Annotated in this window: 16 protein-coding genes; 3 read left to right on the plus strand and 13 right to left on the minus strand. The window is 54.0% G+C overall.

Annotation, left to right across the window (positions count from 1 at the left end; translation table 11 throughout):
• Positions 1–219: 219 nt before the first annotated feature.
• The 3 genes from FP815_00005 to FP815_00015 form a co-directional block, all read right to left on the minus strand.
• Positions 220–951 carry a ComF family protein gene (locus FP815_00005; GenBank protein MBA3013323.1) on the minus strand — a complete coding sequence of 244 codons (732 nt, stop codon included), beginning with the start codon at positions 949–951 and terminating at the stop codon, positions 220–222.
• A gap of 271 nt (positions 952–1,222) precedes the next feature.
• Entirely contained in the window at positions 1,223–2,569 is a 1,347-nt protein-coding gene (locus tag FP815_00010) for a phosphomannomutase (GenBank protein MBA3013324.1), read from the minus strand.
• Positions 2,570–2,619: 50 nt separating this feature from the next.
• Positions 2,620–3,000: a hypothetical protein gene (locus tag FP815_00015; GenBank protein ID MBA3013325.1), complete on the minus strand. Its 381-nt coding sequence runs from the start codon at positions 2,998–3,000 to the stop codon at positions 2,620–2,622.
• Between the two features lie 39 nt (positions 3,001–3,039).
• Here FP815_00015 and FP815_00020 point away from each other — a divergent pair, with 39 nt between their 5' ends.
• Positions 3,040–3,624, plus strand: coding sequence for a hypothetical protein (locus FP815_00020; protein ID MBA3013326.1), 585 nt, complete (start codon positions 3,040–3,042; stop codon positions 3,622–3,624).
• 89 nt (positions 3,625–3,713) lie between these two features.
• Here the strand turns inward: FP815_00020 and FP815_00025 are convergent, their stop codons facing one another.
• The 5 genes from FP815_00025 to FP815_00045 form a co-directional block, all read right to left on the minus strand.
• Positions 3,714–5,060, minus strand: coding sequence for a 3-deoxy-7-phosphoheptulonate synthase class II (locus FP815_00025; protein MBA3013327.1), 1,347 nt, complete (start codon positions 5,058–5,060; stop codon positions 3,714–3,716).
• Positions 5,061–5,135: 75 nt separating this feature from the next.
• The gene (locus tag FP815_00030; protein ID MBA3013328.1) at positions 5,136–5,714 is read right to left on the minus strand and encodes a type I restriction enzyme HsdR N-terminal domain-containing protein; all 579 of its coding nucleotides are present in this window, start codon (positions 5,712–5,714) and stop codon (positions 5,136–5,138) included.
• Between the two features lie 173 nt (positions 5,715–5,887).
• Positions 5,888–6,781 (minus strand): dihydropteroate synthase, encoded by an 894-nt coding sequence (locus FP815_00035; GenBank protein MBA3013329.1) that lies wholly within the window; start codon positions 6,779–6,781, stop codon positions 5,888–5,890.
• A gap of 397 nt (positions 6,782–7,178) precedes the next feature.
• Positions 7,179–7,895, minus strand: a complete 717-nt coding sequence (locus tag FP815_00040; protein MBA3013330.1) for a glycosyltransferase — start codon at positions 7,893–7,895, stop codon at positions 7,179–7,181.
• 7 nt (positions 7,896–7,902) lie between these two features.
• On the minus strand, positions 7,903–9,837 hold the full coding sequence (locus tag FP815_00045; GenBank protein MBA3013331.1) for a DUF4445 domain-containing protein: 1,935 nt from the start codon (positions 9,835–9,837) through the stop codon (positions 7,903–7,905).
• Between the two features lie 134 nt (positions 9,838–9,971).
• Between FP815_00045 and rfaE2 the strand changes: the two genes are divergently transcribed.
• Together rfaE2 and FP815_00055 are read left to right on the plus strand one after the other, a co-directional pair.
• The gene (gene rfaE2, locus FP815_00050) at positions 9,972–11,237 is read left to right on the plus strand and encodes a D-glycero-beta-D-manno-heptose 1-phosphate adenylyltransferase (protein ID MBA3013332.1); all 1,266 of its coding nucleotides are present in this window, start codon (positions 9,972–9,974) and stop codon (positions 11,235–11,237) included.
• Positions 11,237–12,607 carry a mechanosensitive ion channel gene (locus tag FP815_00055; protein ID MBA3013333.1) on the plus strand — a complete coding sequence of 457 codons (1,371 nt, stop codon included), beginning with the start codon at positions 11,237–11,239 and terminating at the stop codon, positions 12,605–12,607. Before rfaE2 ends, FP815_00055 begins: the two co-directional genes overlap by 1 nt.
• Positions 12,608–12,611: 4 nt before the next feature.
• Here FP815_00055 and FP815_00060 read toward each other — a convergent pair whose 3' ends face one another.
• The 5 genes from FP815_00060 to FP815_00080 form a co-directional block, all read right to left on the minus strand.
• Positions 12,612–13,109, minus strand: coding sequence for a hypothetical protein (locus FP815_00060; GenBank protein ID MBA3013334.1), 498 nt, complete (start codon positions 13,107–13,109; stop codon positions 12,612–12,614).
• Between the two features lie 97 nt (positions 13,110–13,206).
• The gene (locus tag FP815_00065) at positions 13,207–14,205 is read right to left on the minus strand and encodes a GGGtGRT protein (GenBank protein ID MBA3013335.1); all 999 of its coding nucleotides are present in this window, start codon (positions 14,203–14,205) and stop codon (positions 13,207–13,209) included.
• A gap of 18 nt (positions 14,206–14,223) precedes the next feature.
• Positions 14,224–14,916 (minus strand): hypothetical protein, encoded by a 693-nt coding sequence (locus FP815_00070; protein MBA3013336.1) that lies wholly within the window; start codon positions 14,914–14,916, stop codon positions 14,224–14,226.
• Positions 14,917–15,193: 277 nt separating this feature from the next.
• On the minus strand, positions 15,194–15,628 hold the full coding sequence (locus FP815_00075) for a hypothetical protein (GenBank protein MBA3013337.1): 435 nt from the start codon (positions 15,626–15,628) through the stop codon (positions 15,194–15,196).
• Positions 15,629–15,654: 26 nt separating this feature from the next.
• Positions 15,655–23,050 (minus strand): DUF2341 domain-containing protein (locus FP815_00080; GenBank protein ID MBA3013338.1); only part of this gene is annotated, 7,396 nt, incomplete at its 5' end.

Genomic DNA, 23,050 nt, shown 5'->3' on the forward strand with positions numbered 1-23,050 from the left:
AAAGGTGCGATATACAGGTAAGCGATCGAAGAGAGACTCCGAGGCGCGGGGTGTGTTTCGGAGTCTCACTCCGTTCGCTTACCTGTGTGTGAGGCCATACATATGGTATGCCGAACGAGCAAAACCGCCACGCAATTCAGTTCAATCCCCACTGGTGTTGGACGGGGACGCAGTAGATCGGACTTTTTGCGACGCCATCAATTTTTACTTAATCCACTTTCAGTAGCCAACCCGGGCCAGAGTTACGGCTTCGACTTGGATCGCACCATGGATCTTAAGCATCTTAGCACACTCATTGAGTGTTGTTCCAGTGGTTAAAACATCATCCACCAATAAGATCCGGCGACCGTCAATAAGGTTAGCCTGTTTTATGGAAAAAGCCCCGCCCAGATTCTGTCGGCGCTCATGACCACTCAAGGCGACTTGAGGTTCCGTCCAGCGTGTTCGTGTCAAGAGGTCTGCGAAGATAGCCTTTTTCTGATCTGGGAAGAGAATGTGCGCCAGGACTAATGCTTGATTAAAGCCCCGTTCTTTAAGTCGGCGAGGGTGTAACGGCACCGGGACAATCAGTTCTGGAGTGTCCAGATCTGTCATTGTTTTGGCGTAGATTGACAGGGCGCGGAAGCTCTGCCCTCCCACGGTCCGACCGCCGTATTTAAAGCCATGGATCAGGGTGGAACTGGCATCGTCGTAACGGAAAATTGCCCGTGCCCGACTGAAATGTGGTGGTTTGGTCAGGCAGGCGCCGCACAGATGGTTGTCACCGTATGCTGTGAACTCCACCCCGCAGCAAAGGCAGAGCGGTGGTTGAATTAGCGTAATTTTTTTCAAACAGTCTGGGCAGAGATGAATCTCGGTGAAGGCGGGGAGTCCTGTCCGGCAGATGAGGCAGACCGCCGGGAAGCAAAGTTCCTTCAGAGAGTGGAAGATATCTGCGACCAGGGGGGGCATGGCAGTTTGCCTCGTGTTGCCTATTGATTGTTGTCACCCTTATATAGGGGGATTCTTTGCTGCTGATCAAGATTGATGGCGGCGCAAAAAGTCCGATCTACTGCGTTGCAGCATATTTTTGCTCATTCGGCACACCATCATGTGTGGCCTCATTCACAAAAAAAACCTGCGCCTCGGAGTCTCTCTTCGATCGCTTACCTGTATATCGGCCCTTTTGCTTAGCCATCCCGTGATTTTTTGCGAGATTATCAAGATTAGAATCTTGGAATCTCTATTGTCGAATCTCTGCCAAGATTGCTGCCGTCTTCTCCTCCATCAACTGCCAGTTGCCCCGGCTTTCAACGTTTAAGCGGATCACCGGCTCGGTGTTCGACATCCGTAAGTTAAAACGGTAGTCGGTGAATTCTACGCTTAATCCATCAGTATAGTCCAAGGCGCCTCCCTGCGCGAACCGATCTTTCACGCGAGCGATAACCGCAGCTGGATTGTCAACCGTAGAGTTGATTTCACCGGACACCGGGAAGGCCGCCATTCGGTCTGCTACCAGGGCAGATAGAGGCTTGCCTGTATGGGAGAGGATCTGGGTCACCAGGAGCCAGGGGATCATGCCTGAATCGCAGTAGGCAAAGTCTTTAAAATAGTGGTGTGCGCTCATTTCGCCGCCGTAGGCTGCGTCCTCTGCCCTCATCCGCTCCTTGATAAAGGCGTGGCCGGTCTTGCTCATCACTGGGATTCCCCCAGCCTGACTCACCAGCTCTACTGTGTTCCAGGTTAGTCGTGGATCGTGGATGATCTTGGCGCCCGGCGTCCTGGTGAGCATGGCTTGGGCCAGGAGACCGACCATGTAATACCCTTCCACGAAGTTGCCCTGCTCGTCGAAGAGGAAGCAGCGGTCAAAGTCCCCGTCCCAGGCGATGCCGAGATCAGCTTTGTGTTCTCGAACTGCGCTGGTGGTCTCATCCCGGTTCTCTGGGAGCAGGGGGTTGGGTACTCCGTTGGGGAAGTGACCGTCAGGCTGATGATGCACTTTGATGAAGCGAAAGGGGAGTCTTGATTCCAGGGCATCAATCACCGGTCCGGCACAGCCGTTGCCAGCGTTGACAACAAGTGTCAAGGGTTTGAGGATGGCAGGATTAATGTAGCTCAGCAGGTGCTCGATATAGGCCGGTCGAGAGTTCATCTCCCGGCGCTGGCCTCTGATCTTGGCGCGAACAGGTTCTTTCGCCGCGGCTAGTTGTTCAATGTCTCTTAGCCCGGAATCGCCGCTGACCGGTCGTGCCCCCTGACGCACCAGCTTCATGCCGTTATACTCGGCCGGGTTGTGGCTGGCGGTGACAATGATGCCGCCGTCAACGTCGAGATGAGCGGCAGCGAAGTAGATTTCTTCGGTGCCGCACTGACCGATATCGACTACATCGACACCGGCGGTCATCAGCCCATCGGCCAGGGCCTCGGTTAAAGCTGGGCCGGAGAGGCGTATGTCATGGCCCACAGCCATGGTCTTGGGGGCGAAGCGCGTGGCATAGGCCTGACCGATCCAATAGGCAAGATCTTCGTTCAGTTGGTCCGGAACCCGGCCTCGGATATCGTAGGCCTTGAAACAGGGGATCGTGGTCATAGCATTCTATCCAGGGATGGTGTGTGTATAAAAAGTTTGGACAACAAAGCTCACTTGGGGTAACAACGCACAGATGATGGATTATACATCGGCTTGCCGTCGATCAGGTACAGCCAGCCTTTGACGATTCGGTAGATAATCCAGACCCCGTCGGCGATCAGGATGGGATAGCCGATGATGACCAGTAACGTAAGCACTCCGAGACTGCCCCAGATCAGCCCGAACCAGAAGGTTCGGATCTGCCAACGGAAATGTGATTCGAGCCAGGTTCCGGCAATGTCGTCTTTTTTGACATAGTTAATGATGATTGCCACCAGCGCAGTGACACCAAACAGAAAAGAGGCCGCCTGCAGGGCATACACCACAGTGGTGATGTTCTTGAGCGATTTTATTCGCTCAGCGCTTTCGAGTTCCGAGGTCTTACCGTTCATCCGTTTACCACTAAATTTATATGTGAGGTTTTATCAGTTATGGAAATTATGCCCCGACTTGCCACTCTTTACGCGGAGATGGAACAGGCCTATTCCCAAGTCTCGACGCTCCTTGATTTTTCCTGCAAGGGGTGTCCGGACAACTGCTGTGATAGCTATTTTCAGCACCACACCTATATCGAGTGGGCCTACCTCCGGCAGGGGTTTGATGCCCTGCCTGCCGATCGTCAAGCGGAATACCAGCGCAGGTCCAGGTCCGCGATTGCCAGCTATCAGAAGGCCCTGATCAAAGGAGAACGGCCCCAAGTCATGTGTCCGATCAATGACGACGGCCTGTGCGGGCTCTATCATCAGCGGCTGATGATCTGCCGACTGCACGGGGTCCCTGCCAGTATGACCAGTCCCAATGGCCAGCAACATCAGTTCCCTGGGTGCTTCCGCTGTCAGGAACTCACTAAAGATCTGACCAATGTCACCACTATGGACCGTACTCGATTCTTTAAAACAATGGTCGGTCTTGAACAAGAGTTTCTTCGTGGTCGTTCTTTGCCCCGGATTAAGATGACTCTGGCCGAGATGTTGGTTACGGAATTACCAAATACAAACTGTAACTACCGAAGTTGACGGTGATCAGTTCCCGGTTTACGGTTATCAGCTATTTGTAGAAAGCACTAACCGTTAACTGACCACCGCAGACCGACAACCAGGGCAGTTTAATTTCTCAGCATCTCTGCGATCTGGAAGGCAAGCTCCAGACTTTGCTCGGCGTTTAAGCGTGGGTCGCAGTTGGTGAGGTATCTCTCGGCCAGGTTGTGGTCGAGGATATTGCGACCGCCGCCGGTGCATTCGGTGACGTTGTCTCCGGTGAGTTCGAAGTGGATGCCGCCAGGGACTGTTCCTTCGGCCCAGTGCATTTCGAAAAAGCTCTGAATTTCTTGGAGTATCTCGTTGAAATTTCTGGTCTTGTGTCCGGTCTCAGCAGTATAGGTGTTGCCATGCATGGGGTCGCAGCTCCAGACCAGACTGTACCCTTCCTTCTTCATCTCGCGCAGGAGCTGGGGCAGGTACAGCTCAACCTTTGACGCCCCGAAACGGGTAATCAGGGTCAGCCGTCCAGTTTCGTTATTGGGGTTCAGTTTGTCGATGATCCGCTTGAGTTCGTCCAGGTCGTGTTTGGGTCCGATCTTGAGCCCCAACGGGTTGCCAACGCCGGACAGGAATTCGATGTGGGCGCCGTCAAGTTGCCGGGTGCGGTCGCCGATCCACAGCATATGGGCGCTACAGTCGTACCACAGGCCGGTGGTTGAGTCCTGACGGGTCAGGGACTCCTCGTAGCCTAAGAGCAGGGCCTCGTGGGAGGTGAAGAAGCTGGCCTCGTTGATGATTGGGTTGTCAGTGTCAAGGCCGATGACTTCCATGAACTTCAAGGCGTTGTCGATGTGTTTGGCCAGCCGTTCGTAGGAGCGCCCCATGGGTGAGGTCTTGACGAATTCGTTATTCCAGGCGTTGACCCGGTGCAGGCCGGCATAGCCTCCGCGGGTGAAGGCCCGAAGGATGTTCATGGTGGCGGCGGCCAGGTAATAGCCCTTGACCATCCGTTCCGGGTCCGGAATTCGAGCCTCGAGTGTCGGCTCCGGGCTGTTGACCATATCGCCTCGGTAGCTGGGGATCTCGATCCCATTAACCTTTTCGGTGTCGGCGGAACGCGGTTTGGCATACTGTCCGGCCATGCGGCCCATTTTAATCACCGGCTTGGCGCCGGCGTAGGAAAGGACCACTGCCATCTGCAGGATGACTTTTAAGTTTTCGCGGATGCCGGGGGCGGTGCAGTTGGCGAAATCTTCGGAGCAGTCGCCGCCTTGCAACAGAAAGGCTTCGCCAGCGGCGGCCTTGGCCAGCATCCCTTTAAGTGTCCTGATTTCACCGGCGAAGACCAGCGGTGGGAGTTTTTCGATGGTATGGAGGGCGGACGCTAGTTTCTGCTGGTCTGGCCAGTTGGGTTGCTGCAGGGCGGGAAAATTCCGCCAGCTCGATTTTGTCCAATTTGATGTATTTTCGATCATGACATACTCCACCGTGATAATGGATAGGACCCGGCTTTAAGGCTCGGGAGAGAGATAGTTCTGGTATAAGCTTTACCCCTCGGGGGCGTGGGGCAGGGCGCAGGGGCCGCCGACGCAGCAGACTTCCTGGTCGTAGGCGTTGAGTATTCGGAGCTCCATCTGACGTTGTGGGCCTTCTGGCAAGGGCTCGAACCGTGCTTTTGCACAGAGGATTTTGGCCTGTTCACGGGAGGGGATCGCTGAGAGGCCGATGGCTAACACCTTTCCGGTCCAGGTGTCAAGGAGTTCCGCATCCTCACCGTTGGTTACTATTGTGAATGGGATGACGTATCCAGGGGTGAGAACCCGGGCTGCGGCCAGGGCTGGACGCTCTCTGGTGACGAGGGAGCCGGGACCGTAGCGGATCACCATCAGCCGTTTGTTGGAGATGGAAGCCACGAGTTCAATAGCGCTGACTACGAAATTATTGGCAAAGAGGGTTTCGATCTTCAGGCGTGGTTCAAGCTCATGGCGATGGAACCCCCGCTCTTCAAGTAGAATCCGGGCAATTTTTTGACGGTAGCGTTCGTCGTCGGTGTCAACCAGCGATTCCCCGGTCAGAAAATCCTTGAGATGTCCGTAGATGAAGTGGTGTGACGGGATATCGGCCATAGTGTTACGCGGGGTTCCTTACAAGCAGAAAATGCCTAAAGGCAGAAGTACCTTTAGGCATTGAATGCAAACGATGACGAACGTGTCAGAATTTCAGGAGAAAGATTTCAGCGGAAGTTGATGTTCCGGTCAATCTGGCTCATGAGCAGTGACCTCTCTCTTCTGTTTTTATATTAAAGCGTTAGCCATGACTCGGAAAATACCGATTTACCGGACAGAACGTTGTAGGTCTTGTAGTGCTCCAGTTCGAGCGGAGACAATTTGGTCGGATCAGGGTCATTGCCGTCGATCATGCCGAAAATCAGGTCAACCAGGTTCTGGCGCTGACCGGTGGCAATAGCCATCAGTTCAGGGTCGTAGGAGTTGACAATGGCGGTCTGGAGGCCATTCTTCATTAGCATGATCAGGTAGGTCCGATCGAGGTACTTACGCAGGTGCTCGGATACGCCGTTGGAGACGTTGGATAAACCAATGGTTGAACTGGCGCCCGGTGCGATGTCCTGAACCATGGCCATAAATTCAAGACCGGAGTTGATCTGGTCGACACCCAAGGTGATCGGGGTAGCGATCGGGTCAAAGAACATCTTCTCGTTGGGGATGCCGGCCTCAGCCAAGGCCATCATCAGGTCTACGGCCATGGCGGCACGCTCATTGGAGTCGCGGGGCATTCCGTCCGGTCCCCAGAGCAGGGCGACCACGTTACAGCCAGCTTCAGCGGCTACCGGGATCAATTTTTCCATGCGCTCCGGTTGTGCGGAGATTGAGTTCATTAGAGCGCCGGTCTTGTTTTTGACCACCTTGAAGCCGGCAGCCATGGCGTCGGTGTTGGTGGTGTCGAGACAGAGAGGGGTGTCAACAATTGATTGTACGGTCTCAACTATCCATGGCATCAGTTCAATCCCGTCTTTGCGTGCGGGGCCGATGTTCAAGTCCAAGAAGGCTGCCCCGGCTTGGGCCTCTTCTCTTGCCATTTCCTGAACCGGACCGGCTTCACGAGCTTTCATTGCCGTGCCGCTGCGTTTTCCCATGATATTGATGCTTTCTGCGATCGGTTTGATCTGTACCATTTTTTCCTCCATGTTTGTCAGTTGCAATAAGGTAAATATGTTCATCCAGAACTGTAACACCCTGGATTCTGTAACAATAAAGTAAGCGTTCACCGGGCACCCCATCTACTTTGTCAGTGGCCTGCTCATGTGCAACTAGCACACTTCGCAGACCGCTTTCGCGCATCTGGGGCACCCGGTAAACGTTTACAGTCCGGTGAAATCCGCACGTTCAACGCTTCTGGTGAACGATTACACAATAAAAGTAACTGCTCAGGTTATCGGTTTACGGTTGTCAGTTAGCGGTTAGTAATTTCTACAAATGGCTGATATCTGTTAACCGTAAACCGTAAACCGATAACCTAAGCGGCCAAAATAGCGTTATTGTCGCGTGTTGTCAAATCAAATAGCCAGAGGCTCATGACAGCCACTGTTTTTTCAGGTAGCGGAGTCGTTCTCCAATCCCCGGCGACCACGGGGTTTGATAGCGGGTCGGATTGGCGTGCACTGTCACTGCCTCGACCACATAGCTGCTGTGCCAACCATGGTGTCGCGCCTGTTGATAGAGGTCGAGTTCGGCGCAGACTGATAAAGTCTCGTCTAAGAGCCCGATATCAGCGAGGCACTCCCGCCGGAGGAGATGAAATCCGCCGGTTGACCAGTCCACTTCAGAGGTTGTTGTGGGAGTTACGCAGTTGTTGCTACCGAAAGAGCCAAAAATGGTGGTGATGATGCCGGGAAAGTTTTTGACCGAGGGTTCGTTTTTCCCGTATGCGTTGAGGATTCTTGGTGCGGCCAAGCCGGCGTCCGGGGTGTCATCCATGAAGTCGATCAGCTGTTTGAGGCATCCGGGTAGGATCACCACGTCCGGGTCGAGCAAGGCCAGGTATCTCCCCTGTGCGTGGCGGATTGCCTGATTGAGGGCGGCAATCCTGGTGAGTCCGTTGGTATGGATCACCAGGAGTCCTGAAACCTCATCGGCAAGCCCTGTTGCGTTCTCTGGTTCGATCTCAGCCACCACGATCTCGAAGGAGACTGGGTCGGCTGTATCCTCTATTGAGCGTAACAGCCGGAGCAGGGTTTGAGAGTTTTTTCCTGCTACCGTGCAGATGGAGAGGTCCGGCTCGATTTCCATTAAGGGTCTACTGGAGTTCGGCCAGTCGTTTACTGACTGTGGGGAAAATCTCCATGTTGGTGTGGGGCAGGAACAGGGAGGCCATATAATGGTCCATAAACTGGGGGTTCTCGGAAAGTTCCATGTTGGTCATCAGGCTGCTGACCATGGTACGTTCGCGGAAGCGTTTATGGTCGGTCAGGCTGATCTGGGCTCCGAGTAGTGAGGCATTGCCGAGGTAGAAGAACTTATCCCGGTCAATATCCGGCAGCAGTCCGATAGAAATGGCCCGTTCCAGATCGATATAGGCCCCGAAATTCCCGGCGAGAACTACCCGCTCCAGGTCGGTGAAAGTCATGCCAACAGATTCCAAAAGGGTTACGTAGCCGGCGAACATGGCTCCCTTAGCTCGGATCAGGTTGTCGAGGTCGACCTCGGTGATCATCAGATCCTCGCCCATCATGGTATCCTGAGCCCACGCCAGCACGAATTCGTAGCCATCGGCGCCCTCACGGATTCGTGGGTGCTTACGGTTGCGGTCGAATTTCCCCTGCTGGTCAATAACCCCTGCTTCGAGCAATTCGGCCACAATACTGATCAGGCCGGAGCCGCAGATGCCTTTAGGCTTAACGTGGTCGATAGTGATGATCATCGGCTCCAGGGTTTCAGCGTCGATGTGGAAATTGTCGATGGCCCCGGATGAAGCCCGCATTCCGTATTTGATCCCCCCTCCTTCAAAGGCGGGACCGGCAGAGCAGGCGGCGCAGATCATCCAGTCGTCGTTGCCGACCACAATTTCACCGTTGGTGCCGATATCGATGAATAGGGTTAGGGCTGGATTTTTGTACATTTGACATGCATGGACCCCTGAGACGATGTCGCCGCCGACGTAACTGGCCACCGAGGCATAGAGGAAGAGACGCATGGATGGGTGAGCGTCGATGCCGAGTGCTGCGGCACGGGTCAGGGGCATCTGGTTGCAGATCGGTACATAGGGTGCTTCGCGGATGAATTTTGGGTTCAAGCCGAGCAGCAGGTGACTCATGATGGTGTTTCCTGCTGCCATGATGTAGGTGATGTCTGAGGCAATGATCGATGCGTTGGCACAGATAGTGGCAATGATCTTGTTGATCGAGGCAACTACTTTTTCTTGGAGGGATTTTAAGCCTCCAGGCCGTTGGGAGTAGATGATTCGGGAAATGACGTCCTCGCCGTGGCTGATCTGACCGTTATAGGCAGAGGCCTCGGCAATGACCTTGCCGGTGTTGAGATCGATGAGGACCCCGCCGATGGTGGTGGTGCCGATGTCTACCGCCATGCCGTAGAACCTGCTGGTGGTGTTCCCCGGCTCAATGGCGATGATCCGGTCCGGCTCTTCCGCACGCTTGCCCCGGAGGAGGATTACCGTGACTTGCCAATTGGACTGGCGGAGGATAAAGGGCAGATCGTGCAGCAGTGCCGGGTGGTCGTAGGTCGGCTCTGCGCACTCGAAGCAGCCTTTTTTAATCGCCCGCATCAGGCGTTGCAAGTCCGGGACATTGTCCTCGATGGTGGGTGGGTCAATAGTGAGGAACCGCTTCTCTACCGGCGGGTCAATATCCCAGGTGCCGACCAAGGAATCCAAGGAACGGGCAGGGATCGCCCTGGTGGTCTTTGGTTTTCGTTTCAGATCTCGCCCGGTGGCCGTGGTTTTGGCCGGAATCTCTACTGTCAGGTCGGAAACGATGGTGGTCTTGCACGCCAGGGAATAACCTTCGGTACGTTCCTGCTCGGAGAGGAGGGAGTGCTGAGTTCGCTGAACCTCGCCAGTTACCACCTTGACTTTGCACTTACCGCAGACCCCGTCACCGCCGCAGGTAGCTGGCACGTAGACGCCGCCACGGGCTGCCACGTCGAGAAGATTCTCGCCGGCCGTGGCCTCAATGATGATATTGTCGGGCAGAAAATGGACGGTGCGTTGCATAGGCGGAACTCCAGAAAGGACTATCAAAAAGAGAAAAAATCGCGTAAATCGAGTATTAATTTATTGTTAATACCATCAACCTTCCGCCCTTTATACCCCAAGCCGTTACCGTTTTTCAATGGGATAATCTACCTATGCACCAGTTACTGATGCCGGCTTATGCCGGGTTTGTCCAGTTTGATGTTATTGCCGGGGCCTATCAGGATAACCTGGCCTCTGTCCGGAGGTTGCTTGATGGGTTGAATCCCGGTCCCGGCAGTCTGATCGTGTTGCCTGAATTGTGGGCCACAGGGTTTGCGTATGATCGTCTGGCAGAACTTGCGGAGGTCATCCCCGACATGGTGGCCGCCCTCCAGGACGAGGCGGCACGATATCAGTGTGTGATCGCTGGATCTCTCCCTGAGTATGACCGTGTGGCGCAGCTATGCTATAATACACTCTTTCTTGTTGGTTCGCAGGGAATCCAAGGTTCATACCGCAAGCAGCAGCTTTTCAGCCCTATGGCAGAGGACCTGCATTTCACGCCTGGTGATGCCCCGCAGCCGGTTATGACAGAATTGGGCCTTGTTGCTTGCCTTATCTGTTATGATTTGCGATTTCCTGATCTGGCGCGCCGACAAGTCGGACTTGGTGCCGGGTTGATTGTGGTTTCTGCCCAGTGGCCTTCGGTGCGCCAGGAACATTGGCGCACTTTGCTTAAGGCCCGAGCCATCGAGAATCAGGCCTTTGTGGTGGCCAGTAACCGATGCGGTATGACCGGAGATACCAGCTTTGGTGGCGGTTCTGTAATTATTGATCCCTCTGGCCGGCTTCTTGCCGAGGCGGGTGGTGATGAAGAGTGTGGATTAGTTCGTCTTGAGCCCCAGGCCATTGCCGAGGTCAGGCAGAAGTTCTGCACGGTTAGGGAATCCCCCTATCGTCATTATGATCAGGATAAGGTCATGACTCTGCCAGCAGTGCAACAGGAGTTGGCACAGCTTCAGTCTATTGGCAAACGGGTTGTTTTTACTAACGGCTGCTTCGATATCCTTCATCAGGGGCATGTTACTTATTTGGAGGCGGCGCGGCGGCAGGGAGATTGTCTGGTGGTGGGACTTAACAGCGATGACTCCATTCGCGCGATTAAGGGCCCGGAGCGGCCGGTCAATCGGGAGGAAAGTCGGGCCCGGGTGCTGGCGGCCCTAGGGTGTGTCGATTATGTAGTAATCTTCGGGGAGGAGACCCCCTTGCGCCTGATTACCGAACTTCTGCCAGATGTCCTGGTCAAGGGAGCGGACTGGCCGGTGGAAAAAATCGTTGGGGCCACCGAGGTTATAGCCCATGGCGGCACGGTGACCACCATCCCCATGGTGGCGGATTGTTCCACTACGGGGATGATTGAGTTGATTCGCAGGAGGTGATGGCTATGCAGCCAATCAACATTCAGCAACTGGTGGAAGACACCCTAGAGTTGATGCGGGAGAGTGTTAGCACCCACATCCTGGTACCCATCAATTTTGTGCAACTGGCGGCTATTATTCTACTGTTCATGGCGGCTCGGCTCCTGGCGCCTAAGGTTGAAAGGGCGTACGAGGAGTGGTGTGCGCGCCGAGGTAAGGCGATCACCCCGGGTACTATCGGTCGGGTCGTGGTCAAGCTCATCCTGCCGGCGGTGTGGTTGGTTTTCCTCTGGCTGGTGGTGATGATTTCCCGGGCGGCAGGTCTGCCAAACCACATTATGACCATCGCCATGAGCCTTCTCTCTGCGTGGTTGGTGATCAGGCCAGCTGGCATCCTGTTTAAAAATCCTCTTCTTGCCAAGAGCATCGCCTTTACCGCCTGGGTAATTGCCGCTCTGAATATTCTGAATCTATTGGACAAGACGCTGTCTCTGCTGTCCAAGGTCTCTTTCAATATCGGCAAGCACCCTCTTTCCTTGCTGGCGATCCTGCAAGGTATTCTTCTGTTTGCGCTCCTTATCTGGCTGGCCGCTCTGGTAACCACCTTTATCGAGCGGAAGATGACAGGGAACCAGTTCTTGAGCCCGTCGATCAAGGTCCTCTCTACCAAGCTGATTAAAATTGCTTTGGTCATGACCGCGGTATTGACATCTCTGTCGGCGGTGGGCATTGATCTCACCGCCTTTGCGGTTTTTGGTGGCGCCATTGGTGTCGGTATCGGTCTCGGTCTGCAGAAGGCAGTGGCTAATTTTACCAGCGGCATCATGCTGCTGCTCGATAAGTCCATCAAGCCGGGCGATGTTATCTCGGTTGGCAATACTTACGGTTTTGTCAAGTCCTTAAACGCCCGGTATGTATCGATTGAGACCAGGAGTGGAGTTGAGCACCTCATCCCCAACGAAGACCTTATTGTGCAGCGAGTTGAGAATTGGACCTTCAGTAATAATCGGGTGCGGCTTAATGTGCCGGTCGGGGTTCATTATCAGTCCGATGTCAAGCTTGCGATGAAGCTCTGTGTCGAGGCGGCAGTTTATACTCCCCGGGTATTGGACGACCCTAAGCCGATATGTTTGATGACCGGGTTTGGTGATAGTTCCGTGGACTTGGATGTCAGGTTTTGGATTAATGATCCGGAGAATGGTCTTGCCCCGGCGATTAGTGCGGTGCTGGTACGGATCTGGGACCTCTTCCATGAGCAGGGTATCGAAATTCCGTATCCGCAGCGCGATATTCATATCAAGACACCTCTATTCTTGAGCAGGGCAGAGAGGCATGGAGAAAGAGACTCTTCAGAAATTGCCTCAACAAGTAAAGAGAGTATGTCCCGATAGGTGATCAGTGCAGACAGAGGAGCATTTCCCAGTCGCTTGGCAGCTGCGATGGATCCAGATCAACCTGCTCGAAGAAGTTTATGAGCTCTGTGAGTGTGCAGTTGATGCAGGTCTGCCGTGACCGGGTCAAGACTTCGCTATGCTCTACCGTCAAAAAATGGTGGAGAATGGTCCTGACCTCTGTTGCCAGGGATGAGGTGTCAAATCCCTCTCTTTGGCAGAAACTGGTCAAGCGCTGCCAGTTAACCATAGTGCGGGCCAACCCTCGGTAGAGCCCTTTGTCCCGATTGTCCAGGGTCAGGTCGCGGAGGATGATTTTGCGGTAGCCCTCGATTACCGCCCGCTTCAGGCGGAGCAGGGAGTCGGTGTTTATGGTAATTTGTGGACCTTCCGGGTCAGCCTCAAGGAAATAGAGGCAGTTGTGGTAGGTTACTTCCGGCATCTCGCCGCCGTCGGCTATGATCAGGACTTCGTCGTCGATAAGGTGGGAGGACATGGGCACAGGAGGAGAAAGCCCTCTACCCTGGCCTGTTTGGGGTAAGCCGGGGATGAGGGCGAGATTGTTTACGGGTAACGGACTAAGCCAGTAGATATAGGACTCAAGCCATTGCCTGTTCGATAGCCACGGCGACTGCGACTGAGGCGCCGACCATCGGGTTGTTGCCCATGCCGATCAGGCCCATCATCTCTACGTGGGCCGGGACTGACGACGAGCCGGCAAACTGAGCGTCGGAGTGCATCCGGCCCATGGTGTCGGTCATCCCGTAGGAGGCTGGGCCTGCCCCCATGTTGTCAGGGTGCAGGGTGCGGCCAGTGCCGCCGCCTGAGGCCACCGAGAAGAATTTGCGACCCGCCAGTTGACACTCTTTTTTGTAGGTCGCTACGACCGGATGCTGGAAGCGGGTGGGGTTGGTGGAGTTGCCGGTGATGGAGACATCGACGCCCTCGTGGTGATTGATCGCGACCCCCTCGCGGACATCATCGGCCCCGTAGCAGTGGACCTTGGCCCGTTCGCCGCTGGAGTATGGAGTTTCCTTGACGATCGACAGCTCTCCTGTCTGGTAGTTGAAACTGGTGGCAACATGGGTAAAGCCGTTGATTCTGGAGATGATGTGGGCTGCATCCTTGCCCAGACCGTTTAAGATTACCCTGAGTGGGGTTTTCCTGGCTCGATTGGCGGAACGGGCCAGACCGATGGCCCCTTCCGCGGCGGCAAAAGATTCATGCCCGGCTACGAAAGCAAAGCATTGTGTCTCTTCCCGTAGCAACATGGCGGCCAGATTGCCGTGGCCTATGCCTACCTTGCGATCGTCGGCGACAGATCCCGGGATGCAGAAGGCCTGGAGTCCCTCCCCCAGGGTTTCTGCAATGGATGCCGCCTGGGTCTGGCCCCGTTTGATCGCCAGCGCCGCTCCAACCGTATATGCCCAGCAGGCATTATCAAAGCAGATGGGCTGCACCTCGCGGACTATGTTTGCCACATCCAGTCTTTTACTCTTACAAATTGTTTCCGCTTCCTCAAGCGAGGCGATGCCGTTCCTACCCAAGACCTCAGTGATCTGGGCGATTCGTCTCTCGTATCCTTCAAATAAGGCCATTGATGTGTCCTCCTTTTTTTACTCGTGTCTGGGATTGATGGTTTTGACAGCCTCGGTGAACCGGCCATAGGCGCCGGTACACTTGGCTAAGGCTTCATTGGCATCGACACCTTTGGCGATCTGCTCCATCATCGGTCCTAAACGGACAAACTGGTAGCCGATAATCTCATCGTTGGCATCAAGGGCGAGACGGGTGACGTAGCCTTCGGCCATCTCCAGATAGCGCGGACCCTTGTCTTTGGTGCTGTACATGGTGCCGGTCACTGAGCGCAGGCCCTTGCCCAGATCCTCAAGTCCAGCACCGATGGGGAGGCCATCCTCGGAAAAGGCGGTCTGGGTGCGGCCATAGACGATCTGCAGGAAGAGTTCGCGCATGGCGACGTTAATGGCGTCACATACCAAGTCAGTGTTTAGGGCCTCAAGGATGGTTTTGCCAGACAGAATCTCAGCGGCCATGGCGGCGGAATGGGTCATGCCAGTGCAGCCTACAGTTTCCACCAATGCCTCTTCAATGATGCCCTGCTTGACGTTTAAGGTCAATTTGCAGGCTCCCTGTTGGGGTGCACACCAGCCGACACCGTGGGTGAGGCCGGAGATGTCGCTGACCTCTTTGGCTTGGACCCAACGGCCTTCTTGGGGAATTGGCGCCGGGCCGTTTTTGGGTCCCTTGGCGATGCAGACCATCTCTTTAACCTCCGGAGAGTATTCCATGAGTTCCTCCATTGAATATTACTTGCTGAATGTTTGAGACCTTTTCTCGTATTTTATAGAGATATCGAGAGCTAGTAGTTGGTGTAACTAGTTTAAATTACATGTATTATGGTGAGAGGCCGTCTTTTGGCTCTTTGTTTTGTCCTCGCTTGATGAGAGAACTATAGTCGCTCAAGGCAGAAATGACAAAGCCCCGTCACAGGCAGACTGTAACGGGGCTAACAGTTAAAAGGCAGAGACGACTAAATGTCAAACATTTTCTAGCAGAATGGAGATCTTAAGGATTTTCCAGCGTCTGACACTTCTTGCCCGGCACCCAGAAGCATCTAGCGTCCGGCATCTGTTCATGGCACCCCTGGAGCTGATAGGGATGGCCCAATCCTCCGCAGGTGCCGCTTCCGATGCTGGGCCAGGGGACGTCGGTTCCATACTGATACTCAATTTCCGGTTTGAGACTGATCTTGCCATTGACATGTTCTTCGGTAATGTTGGTAAACCCGACGGTATGGCAGCTTTCACAGCTGAACATTTTATGTTCGGCATGGGACCCTGGTTTAAATCTTCCATCTTCCGGCCCTGTTCCAGGGGGGAGAGCATGGCAGCCGCCACAGGTTTTTCCCAATTTCCCGGTCGTTTCTGGTTTTTCCTCAGCAATCGCCAAGCTGCTGAGCACGGCAAGTATTCCAGCTGCGCATATTGTTAATGTTCTCATCGTGCTCCTCAAGTATCCCTGCCTTTTTATGGCAGTGGGCAAGTTGAAGCCCCTGGTGTGTAGTTCGGGGTGGTGGCCGAAGCCTGACCCCAGGACGAGTTGCCATTGGACCGTATGGCCCGGACGCGGTAGGTATACTGGGTGCCAGGATTTACACCATGGTTGTCGGTGTGAATTAATTGATTGGCTGGAACTGTGGCTACTGGCATCCAGGTGCCATTAAAGACTTGTGTTTCGATCTCATAGCCCTCCTCATCATCAGCATCATTCCAATTAAGCCGGATCTGGAAGGAATTTTCGGCAGTGGCGCTCACTGTTGGTCCGGCAGGGGGAGCCAGCACCGGGATCGAGCTGCTGGGTGCGCTGGTCCATGGACAGGGGGTCTCTTTGTGTCCCCTGATCTGGTAGGAACACGAGGTGGAATTTGGCATCGTGGTGTCCTGGAACGATGCTGTGTCTCCGGAAGAGATTCCAATCTGACTGAATCCACTGCCGCAATCACGCTCGATTCGGAACTCTGTTTCATCGCCGGTGCCTGGTGTCCAGTTAAGTGTCACTATGCCAGTGGTTACAGTTGCTGTCAAGGTAGTGGGTGCTGCGGCCGGACTCATCTGTGCTTGGGCGGCAAGGGAGGGGACCCCGACCCAGGTGTGACTGAGGGACAGACATGCGACACCATTTCCTTCAGCCGCGGCGAAGTTGACGTTTGCGCCCCGTTGGGCTGAGGCGTGTTTTACTGTTACCTGATGGATGGTAAGGTTGTGAGATGTTTGAAAAAAGCCGATACGCATGAAATCGTCATTTGCTCGGACGGTGGTGGTGTTGGTCAACAATCGCCAAGCAGGATATTCCCCTCCTCGGAAATAGTATGAGGCCCCGGAGTTGGCGTTTAAAACGATCTTCATCTGGTAGCGGGTCAGGTCATTGTAGAGGAGTTTAGTGAAGGCCACCGATGATGAGGGGCTTTCGTACACATACTGGATAAAATGATTGTCGCTGCTGGTTAAATTCAGGAGGTGTATGGCATTTCCACTCCAGGTTGGGGTTGCTACCTGATTCCCCTCCCATCCCAGCATGATGGATTCATTGGCTATTGTGGTATCTGCGCCAACAGTAAAATCGATGAAGAGTTCATTGCCTGCTGCTCTCTCGAAGGTCTTGGAGGAGAAGACCGCAGCATCCTGGCTCGTGTTTTTGTAAACAAACTTCAGGCCATTATTTTGGGAGATCTTATTGGAAGCAGGGTTAATTACAGTCCATTTTGATGGGTTAATGGTTGTCCCTTGGAACTCGTCGTAGATTTCGGTGAATATGGCATCGGTGCCGCTGACACTACTGGCCGATGGATTTCCGTAATAGAGGTAGATGGCTGGGTTGGCTCCTGTCATCAGCCAAACTGTCGCGGAAGTTGAGTTGGTTTTTTGTTTAATCCAATACTGTAATTCCCGGTGTGCGGTGTTGTCATAGAAACGGATATCGGTAAAATCGGCCTGCATTCCGCTTTGGTAGGCAATTGTCATTTCTACTCCGGCAAAAGCGGGGAAGGAGGTGAAGGTGAGTGGCGCCCGTTTGGTCCAGCAACCACCGTTAGCCTTGCTTAAGCCCTCGCCTACAGTGTTGACCCGGTAGGTGTAGGCGCTTCCAGCGCAGGCGCTGGTGTCGCTGAAGGTGTTTTGATTGATGCCGACAACGCCCACTGAGGTAAAGGCGCCGGAACATGAGGCAGGGTCGTTGTTGCAGCAGGCAGCCAAGTCTCCCTCGCATCGTTCGGCGACCGAGGCGGTCTCGGTATGGGTGGTGTCGCTCCAGGCCAGATCTGCCGTTGTGGTATTAACCGGGGTGGCGGTGAGGGTTCCGGCATTGAGACTGGTTGTGGCACAGACCGGTCCTGCGGCAAGGGTTTCCCAACCGCAAGAGGCGGTTTTATAGGCACTGACCCGGTAGCAGTATTCGGTGCTGGGCAGGAGTTCATTGTCGTTGTAGCTTGTGGTTCCCGGAGGCAGATCAAGGTTAACGCAGGTCGCACCAGCGCAGCGCTCAAGCTTGACTTTGGTTTCATCAGCTGTGGTGAAATTCCAGGTCACCGCGACCTCTACTTCAGAAATCCTATTGACGCTGAGATTTGATGGGGTTGCCGGGGGATTGGCTGTGGTGAGTACTTTCTCGGCATAGGCAGTCTGGCCCCAGGATCCTGCGGCCCAAACCTGGTAGGTGTAGGTCTGACCAGCACACAGGGTGACGTCACTAAAGGTCTGACTGTTTGGTGGGAGAGGACTTAGCACAGGTGATCCGCAATTGCCGTTTGATCCTTCGCAGCGGCTGACGACATACCCGGTTTCAGAACCGTTGTTGTCCTGCCAGCTTAAAGCAGCGCTTGTCGAAGTGGAGCTGGAGACGATCAAGTTGGTTGGCGCAGGCGGAGCGGGTGTTGAGATACTGGCCGTGGTTTCTTTGTTCCAGCTGCATCCAGCCGCCTTCATTCCAATTACCCGGTAGTAATAGGTTTTGCTGTGCAGGACAGAGGTGTCGCTATACAAGTACTGGGTTCTTTCCTGGTAGCTATTGTGGGATGTCACTTCGCTTTCGGTCAATGGGCGAGCATAGACCAGAACTTCATCGATTTTTCCTGGGAAATGGTAGGATTGCGATGTTGTGCTGGCATTACGTCCAATGGTGAAGGGGTTACTTGATAAGTCGTAATCAATTTCAGTAATGGTAACAACACTCCCATTCTTATAGAATTTGATCCCGGACTGGGGGTTAAAGATTGCGGTAATATGTTGCCAGGTGTTCAAGTCAACGGTGAGGCCGGTGTCTTGTTGGCTCAGGCCGGTATTGACATACCATTTGCCGTTTTGGACGATGACCCCCCAGTCGTAGCCGCCGTTTTCGGTGGAAAGAACGCTGCGGGGATTGTTGTCGGTGTTGGTCGGATAGACCCAAGCTTCCAGCGTAACGCCGGGTGAATTTTGAGCCTGGTTGATGGTGAGTGCTGTGCTGATATAGTTGGTGGTGCCGTTGAAGGAGCCGGCCCGTCCGAAACGGCCATCAGTCACGGTCGTTGCGCCGTTATAACTGCGGCCATGTTTGCTGTTTCCTGACACATCCAGGACTTCATTAACAGCGCCAGTCCATGCTGCTTCATCCATCCGATACTGGAGCTGAGCGCCACTGACAGTGCCGGGGAAGGTGTCGATCACCGAAAATTGTTCTGGTTGATCACAGAGCGTGACTCCGGATTGGAACGCGCACCTTGACAGTTGGTAAGAGTCTTCATCCTGGTTGACATCGTTCCAGGACACGCCTATCTCAGATTCGGAGACGGCATTTAAGGAGAGAGTTACGGCGTTTGCTGTAGTCGTTGCTCTGGTGACTGCGGGAGTGAATGCGGTCTCCCAAATCCATGGGGCTGAAACTCCATTAACGGCTTTGACGCGGTAGCGGTAGGATAGCCCCTGGCAGACCGAAGTGTCACTGTATGATGTAACACCAGCCCCGGTTTGGAAGGTGTCAACGGTAGAAAAATCACAGCTGGCACCTACGCATCGTTCGATCAAGAATCCGGACTCAGATGAGGTGTTAGCGCGCCATGTCAGGGCAAGCTCTGTAGAGTTTTTTAGGGTTACAGCAAAATTGTCCGGGGCGACGGGTGCGGCCGGTGTGGTTGTTGTTACCAATGCAGGAGTAGAACTCGGACTCCAATCTCCGCAGACGGTGTTGATAAAGGAGGACACACGGTAGGTGTAGGTGCTGCCAGAGCTGATTCCATTGGCATCGGTCATGGGGATAGGGGTAGTGTTGTTATAGTGTTGGCTTACTTCCGTACCGCTGAAGACTCTGGAGAAGACCGCAACTTCATCTATTTTACCAGTGAAGTAGTTGCCTGTGATCGGATCACGACCCAAGGTGACTGGTCCGGTACTGACATCGGATTCCATTGAGGTGACGGTGTTGCCTTGCTTCACCCCGTTGATATACAACATTACGCCAACATTCGGGTCAAAGACTACGGCTATATGCTGCCAGGTGTTTAATGTGGCATTTGCTATCCAATAGGTGCTGTAACCGGTATCGACATACCAGGCTGTACCGTAAAGGCTTAATCCCCAGTCATAGCCACCGTTATTGGTACTGAATACATATTTATAGCGGGAACTGTTCTCAGTGGGGTTGACCCAGGCCATGAAGGTCGCGCCGGGAGTGGAATTTGACTGATTAATGATTAAGTTGGTGTCAATATAATCGTTGATCCCGTCGAAGTTGGCAGTGCCATAGCTGTTACTGGCGCCGGGGGAATCAAGAATAACACCATTTTTAGTTGTGCCGTGGTTGTTTTTTCCTGAACTGTCGATCATCTCATTTGCTGTTCCGTTCCAAGAGGATTCATCCATCCGCCAGAGGGCCTGGATGGCAGGATCAAGGACGGAAAGGGGCGAACCGGTAATTGCTGTGAAATTGTTGCTGGCGATACAGGCTGCTTGGGCTCCAGCGCAACGTTCAATGATGAAACCATCTCGGGTAGCGCTGGCATAGGTCCAACTCAGTTTAACGTTGCTCTCTGTTGCTTGGGAGATCGCAAGCCCGGTTGGGGCAGGACCTGCCACGCTCGTTACCTGTGCCACGCTGCTTGCTGGGGATTGTCCCCACGGTCCAAGGGCTCTAATTTGATAGCGGATAATCCCGTCGCTGCCATAGCAGGCGGTGCTGTCAGTAAATTTGACAGTTGATGCCCCCAGGGAACTGGTGACGACGGCAAAGCCTGTGCACCCGGAACCATTGCAGCGTTCCACTTGGAATCCGGTATGGGTGGTCGTTTGTGGTGTCCACGTCAGAGAGACTACTCCCGGTTTGATCAGGGTAGCGGTTACTGGTTGCGGCGCAAGAGGTGTGGTGGTGACAGCAATGATGTTGGATGCTAAGGAAAGATCAGTTCCACAATCAGTTTGTTTACGTGATGTAATCCGGTACTGATACTCCAGGTTGGCGGTGATAGAGGAATCTGTAAACCATTTTTGCCCGGTGGTTTCGGGGAAGATGCCACTGGTGTAAAGTTTTTGCACCTCGATTGCGCTGAGCGCTCGGTCGTAGACTGCGATTTCGTCAACTAGACCGTCAAAAAAGTTTTGGTTGAGTATTCCTTGGCGGCCAATAGTGAAGTTGGCGCTGGTGCTATGGCTAGCAAGATAATTGATGAAGACTTCGACACCATTTTTGTAAAAACGAACTCCTGAGCCGGGGGCAAAGACTACGGTTACATGTTGCCATTGTCCGCTGGTAGCCGCTACGCCGGTTGATCGCACGGCTTCACCAGTGGTTACGGACCAGGTGCCGGCGTCGCGGAGAAGGCCCCAGCTGTTGCGGAGTGCCCCTGCTGTGCCATCCTCGGTGGAGAACAGAAAATGTTGGCCGCCAGAGGTAGAGGTTGGTTTGACCCAAGCCATCATCGTTACTCCAGCCGACTGGGCGGACTGATCTATTACCAGTGGCGAGGTGAGATATTGGTTGGATCCGTTTAGTGACCCGCTCCTTCCGCTATAGGCATCGGCTGAGGTGGTGGCCCCGGCAAAAGCAGTTGCTGATTTTCCTTTGCCTGAGTAGTCGAGAATTTGACCGGTCGTTCCATTCCAGGCTGCCTCCTCCATTTTCAGGAACAGGGCGTTGCTCAAAACTGAACTGACCGCTCCAATTTCGGCGAAATTGGAGCAGCCTGACCCTTGGCAGCGCTCAATCATGAAATCTGATTCGTCTACGGTGTTGTCGGTCCATAAGAGATCAACCTTGGCCTCAGCAACTCGGGTTGCGCTCAGATTTGAAGGGGCTATCAATTCGGGTACGCTTAGAGTGCCGGTTTGGCCGTCAAATCCGCTGTTCCAGGCATTGATCTTATATGCCTGGACTCGGTAACGGAAATCCTTGCCATTGCCACTGTCGCAAGCGGAGGTGTCGACAAGACAGGTCGCGATGGCTTCAGGATCGAGTTCAGCAGGGGCAAAGAGGGTGGTAAATTGGGAGAAATCACAGCTGGCGCCCGAGCAGCGTTGAACGGCAAAACCATCTTCTGAGCCGCTGTTGTCGTGCCAGCAGAGTTGGATCTCGGAGGTGTTTTTAATGGTGGCTATCAGGTTGTTCGGTGGCACTGGAGTGGAGGTGGTAACTTGTCGATCGATGACCCGTGACACTTCACTGGTGGCTAGACGGTAGGTCTGCACCCCGTAACAATAAATTGAGCCGATGTTCAAGCCGTGATCGATGAATGTCGTTGTTCCTTGATTTGATGTGTGAATCAGGCTCGACGGGTCAAAGCTGGTGCTGCCGACGGTACAGGCGCCAGTTTTACGGTATATCTTATAGCCACTGGCGGTAGGGTCATTTTCGGTCCAGGTCAAATCCGCTGATGTATTGTGAGGGGTAACCGAAAGTGGTGATGGGGCCTGTAGTTCCTGACCGTTAAAACGGAAAGCTACAAAATCAAAATCATCAGTGGCCAGTGGTCCGGTGGAGGAGTACCCTGAGATGTAGAATTCCCCTAAACGGTTGATAGTGATGGCGGTGGCAAAATCATCAAAACCGCTGTCATGTTTGGTTGAGCCGATCAGGTTGCCCAAATGATCGTATTTTACGGCAATTACGTCGGTGTCAATGTTGTCGTTGGTTTCTCCGACGAGACAGATCTCTCCGGAAGGCGACATGGCCATGGCGGTGAGCAGTTCATCGTGGGTGACCAAGTCGAGGGTCTTTTGCCAGCGCATGGTTCCGTCTGCTGCATATCGCAGGAGATGGAAATCCTGGCTTCCAGAAATCGAGGTAACGGTTGCTGCCACTACGATGTCTCCATCGTTGGGGTCAATGGCAATGGCTTTGGCCTCGTCATAGCCGTTGCCGCCTCCGTTGACAACTTTGCCCGAGCCCCACTGCGAAATGCCGGTCGGGCTAAACTTATTGACATAGATGTCAAGGTTGCCGCCGCTATTTTTGACATAGCCTGCCACAAAGATCGAGTTGTCAGGCGCCACTGCCACGGCGTTGATTCCGTCGATGCCATAACCGGAGTCATGGATATAGGGCCAACCGGATATCACGGCGCCATCGCTGCCACGATAGAGGCTGATGAAAATGTCAGAGTCGCCAGTGGCCCGCTCGCTGGTGCCGACCACGACGATATTGCCTGCTGGAGTAAAGGCAGTTTTTGTCGGGTAGTCATTGAAGCTGCGGTTGAATGGGGTAATCGACCAAACTACTTGGCTTGCTGCATCATAGTTGGGCTTGTACTTGATCAAGTAGATATCGTCATTGCCGGCAGCGTTTTTGCCATAGCCGGTAACCACCGAAAAGTCAGAACCATCGGCTGCTGTTGCCACAGCGGCAGCACGGTCGTCGCCGTTGCCAGGTCCGCTGTACTGCGAGGTCCATAACGGGTCGCCG

Source organism: Desulfobulbaceae bacterium (assembly GCA_013792005.1).
Taxonomy (GTDB): Bacteria; Desulfobacterota; Desulfobulbia; order Desulfobulbales; family VMSU01; genus VMSU01.

Excerpts from the sequence above, each read along its gene's own strand:
- FP815_00005 (MBA3013323.1), bottom strand. The coding sequence starts at position 951 with ATGCCCCCCCTGGTCGCAGATATCTTCCACTCTCTGAAGGAACTTTGC.
- FP815_00010 (MBA3013324.1), bottom strand. The coding sequence starts at position 2,569 with ATGACCACGATCCCCTGTTTCAAGGCCTACGATATCCGAGGCCGGGTT.
- FP815_00015 (MBA3013325.1), bottom strand. The coding sequence starts at position 3,000 with ATGAACGGTAAGACCTCGGAACTCGAAAGCGCTGAGCGAATAAAATCG.
- FP815_00020 (MBA3013326.1), top strand. The coding sequence starts at position 3,040 with ATGGAAATTATGCCCCGACTTGCCACTCTTTACGCGGAGATGGAACAG.
- FP815_00030 (MBA3013328.1), bottom strand. The coding sequence starts at position 5,714 with ATGGCCGATATCCCGTCACACCACTTCATCTACGGACATCTCAAGGAT.
- FP815_00035 (MBA3013329.1), bottom strand. The coding sequence starts at position 6,781 with ATGGTACAGATCAAACCGATCGCAGAAAGCATCAATATCATGGGAAAA.
- FP815_00040 (MBA3013330.1), bottom strand. The coding sequence starts at position 7,895 with ATGGAAATCGAGCCGGACCTCTCCATCTGCACGGTAGCAGGAAAAAAC.
- FP815_00045 (MBA3013331.1), bottom strand. The coding sequence starts at position 9,837 with ATGCAACGCACCGTCCATTTTCTGCCCGACAATATCATCATTGAGGCC.
- rfaE2 (MBA3013332.1), top strand. The coding sequence starts at position 9,972 with ATGCACCAGTTACTGATGCCGGCTTATGCCGGGTTTGTCCAGTTTGAT.
- FP815_00055 (MBA3013333.1), top strand. The coding sequence starts at position 11,237 with ATGGCTATGCAGCCAATCAACATTCAGCAACTGGTGGAAGACACCCTA.
- FP815_00065 (MBA3013335.1), bottom strand. The coding sequence starts at position 14,205 with ATGGCCTTATTTGAAGGATACGAGAGACGAATCGCCCAGATCACTGAG.
- FP815_00070 (MBA3013336.1), bottom strand. The coding sequence starts at position 14,916 with ATGGAATACTCTCCGGAGGTTAAAGAGATGGTCTGCATCGCCAAGGGA.
- FP815_00075 (MBA3013337.1), bottom strand. The coding sequence starts at position 15,628 with ATGAGAACATTAACAATATGCGCAGCTGGAATACTTGCCGTGCTCAGC.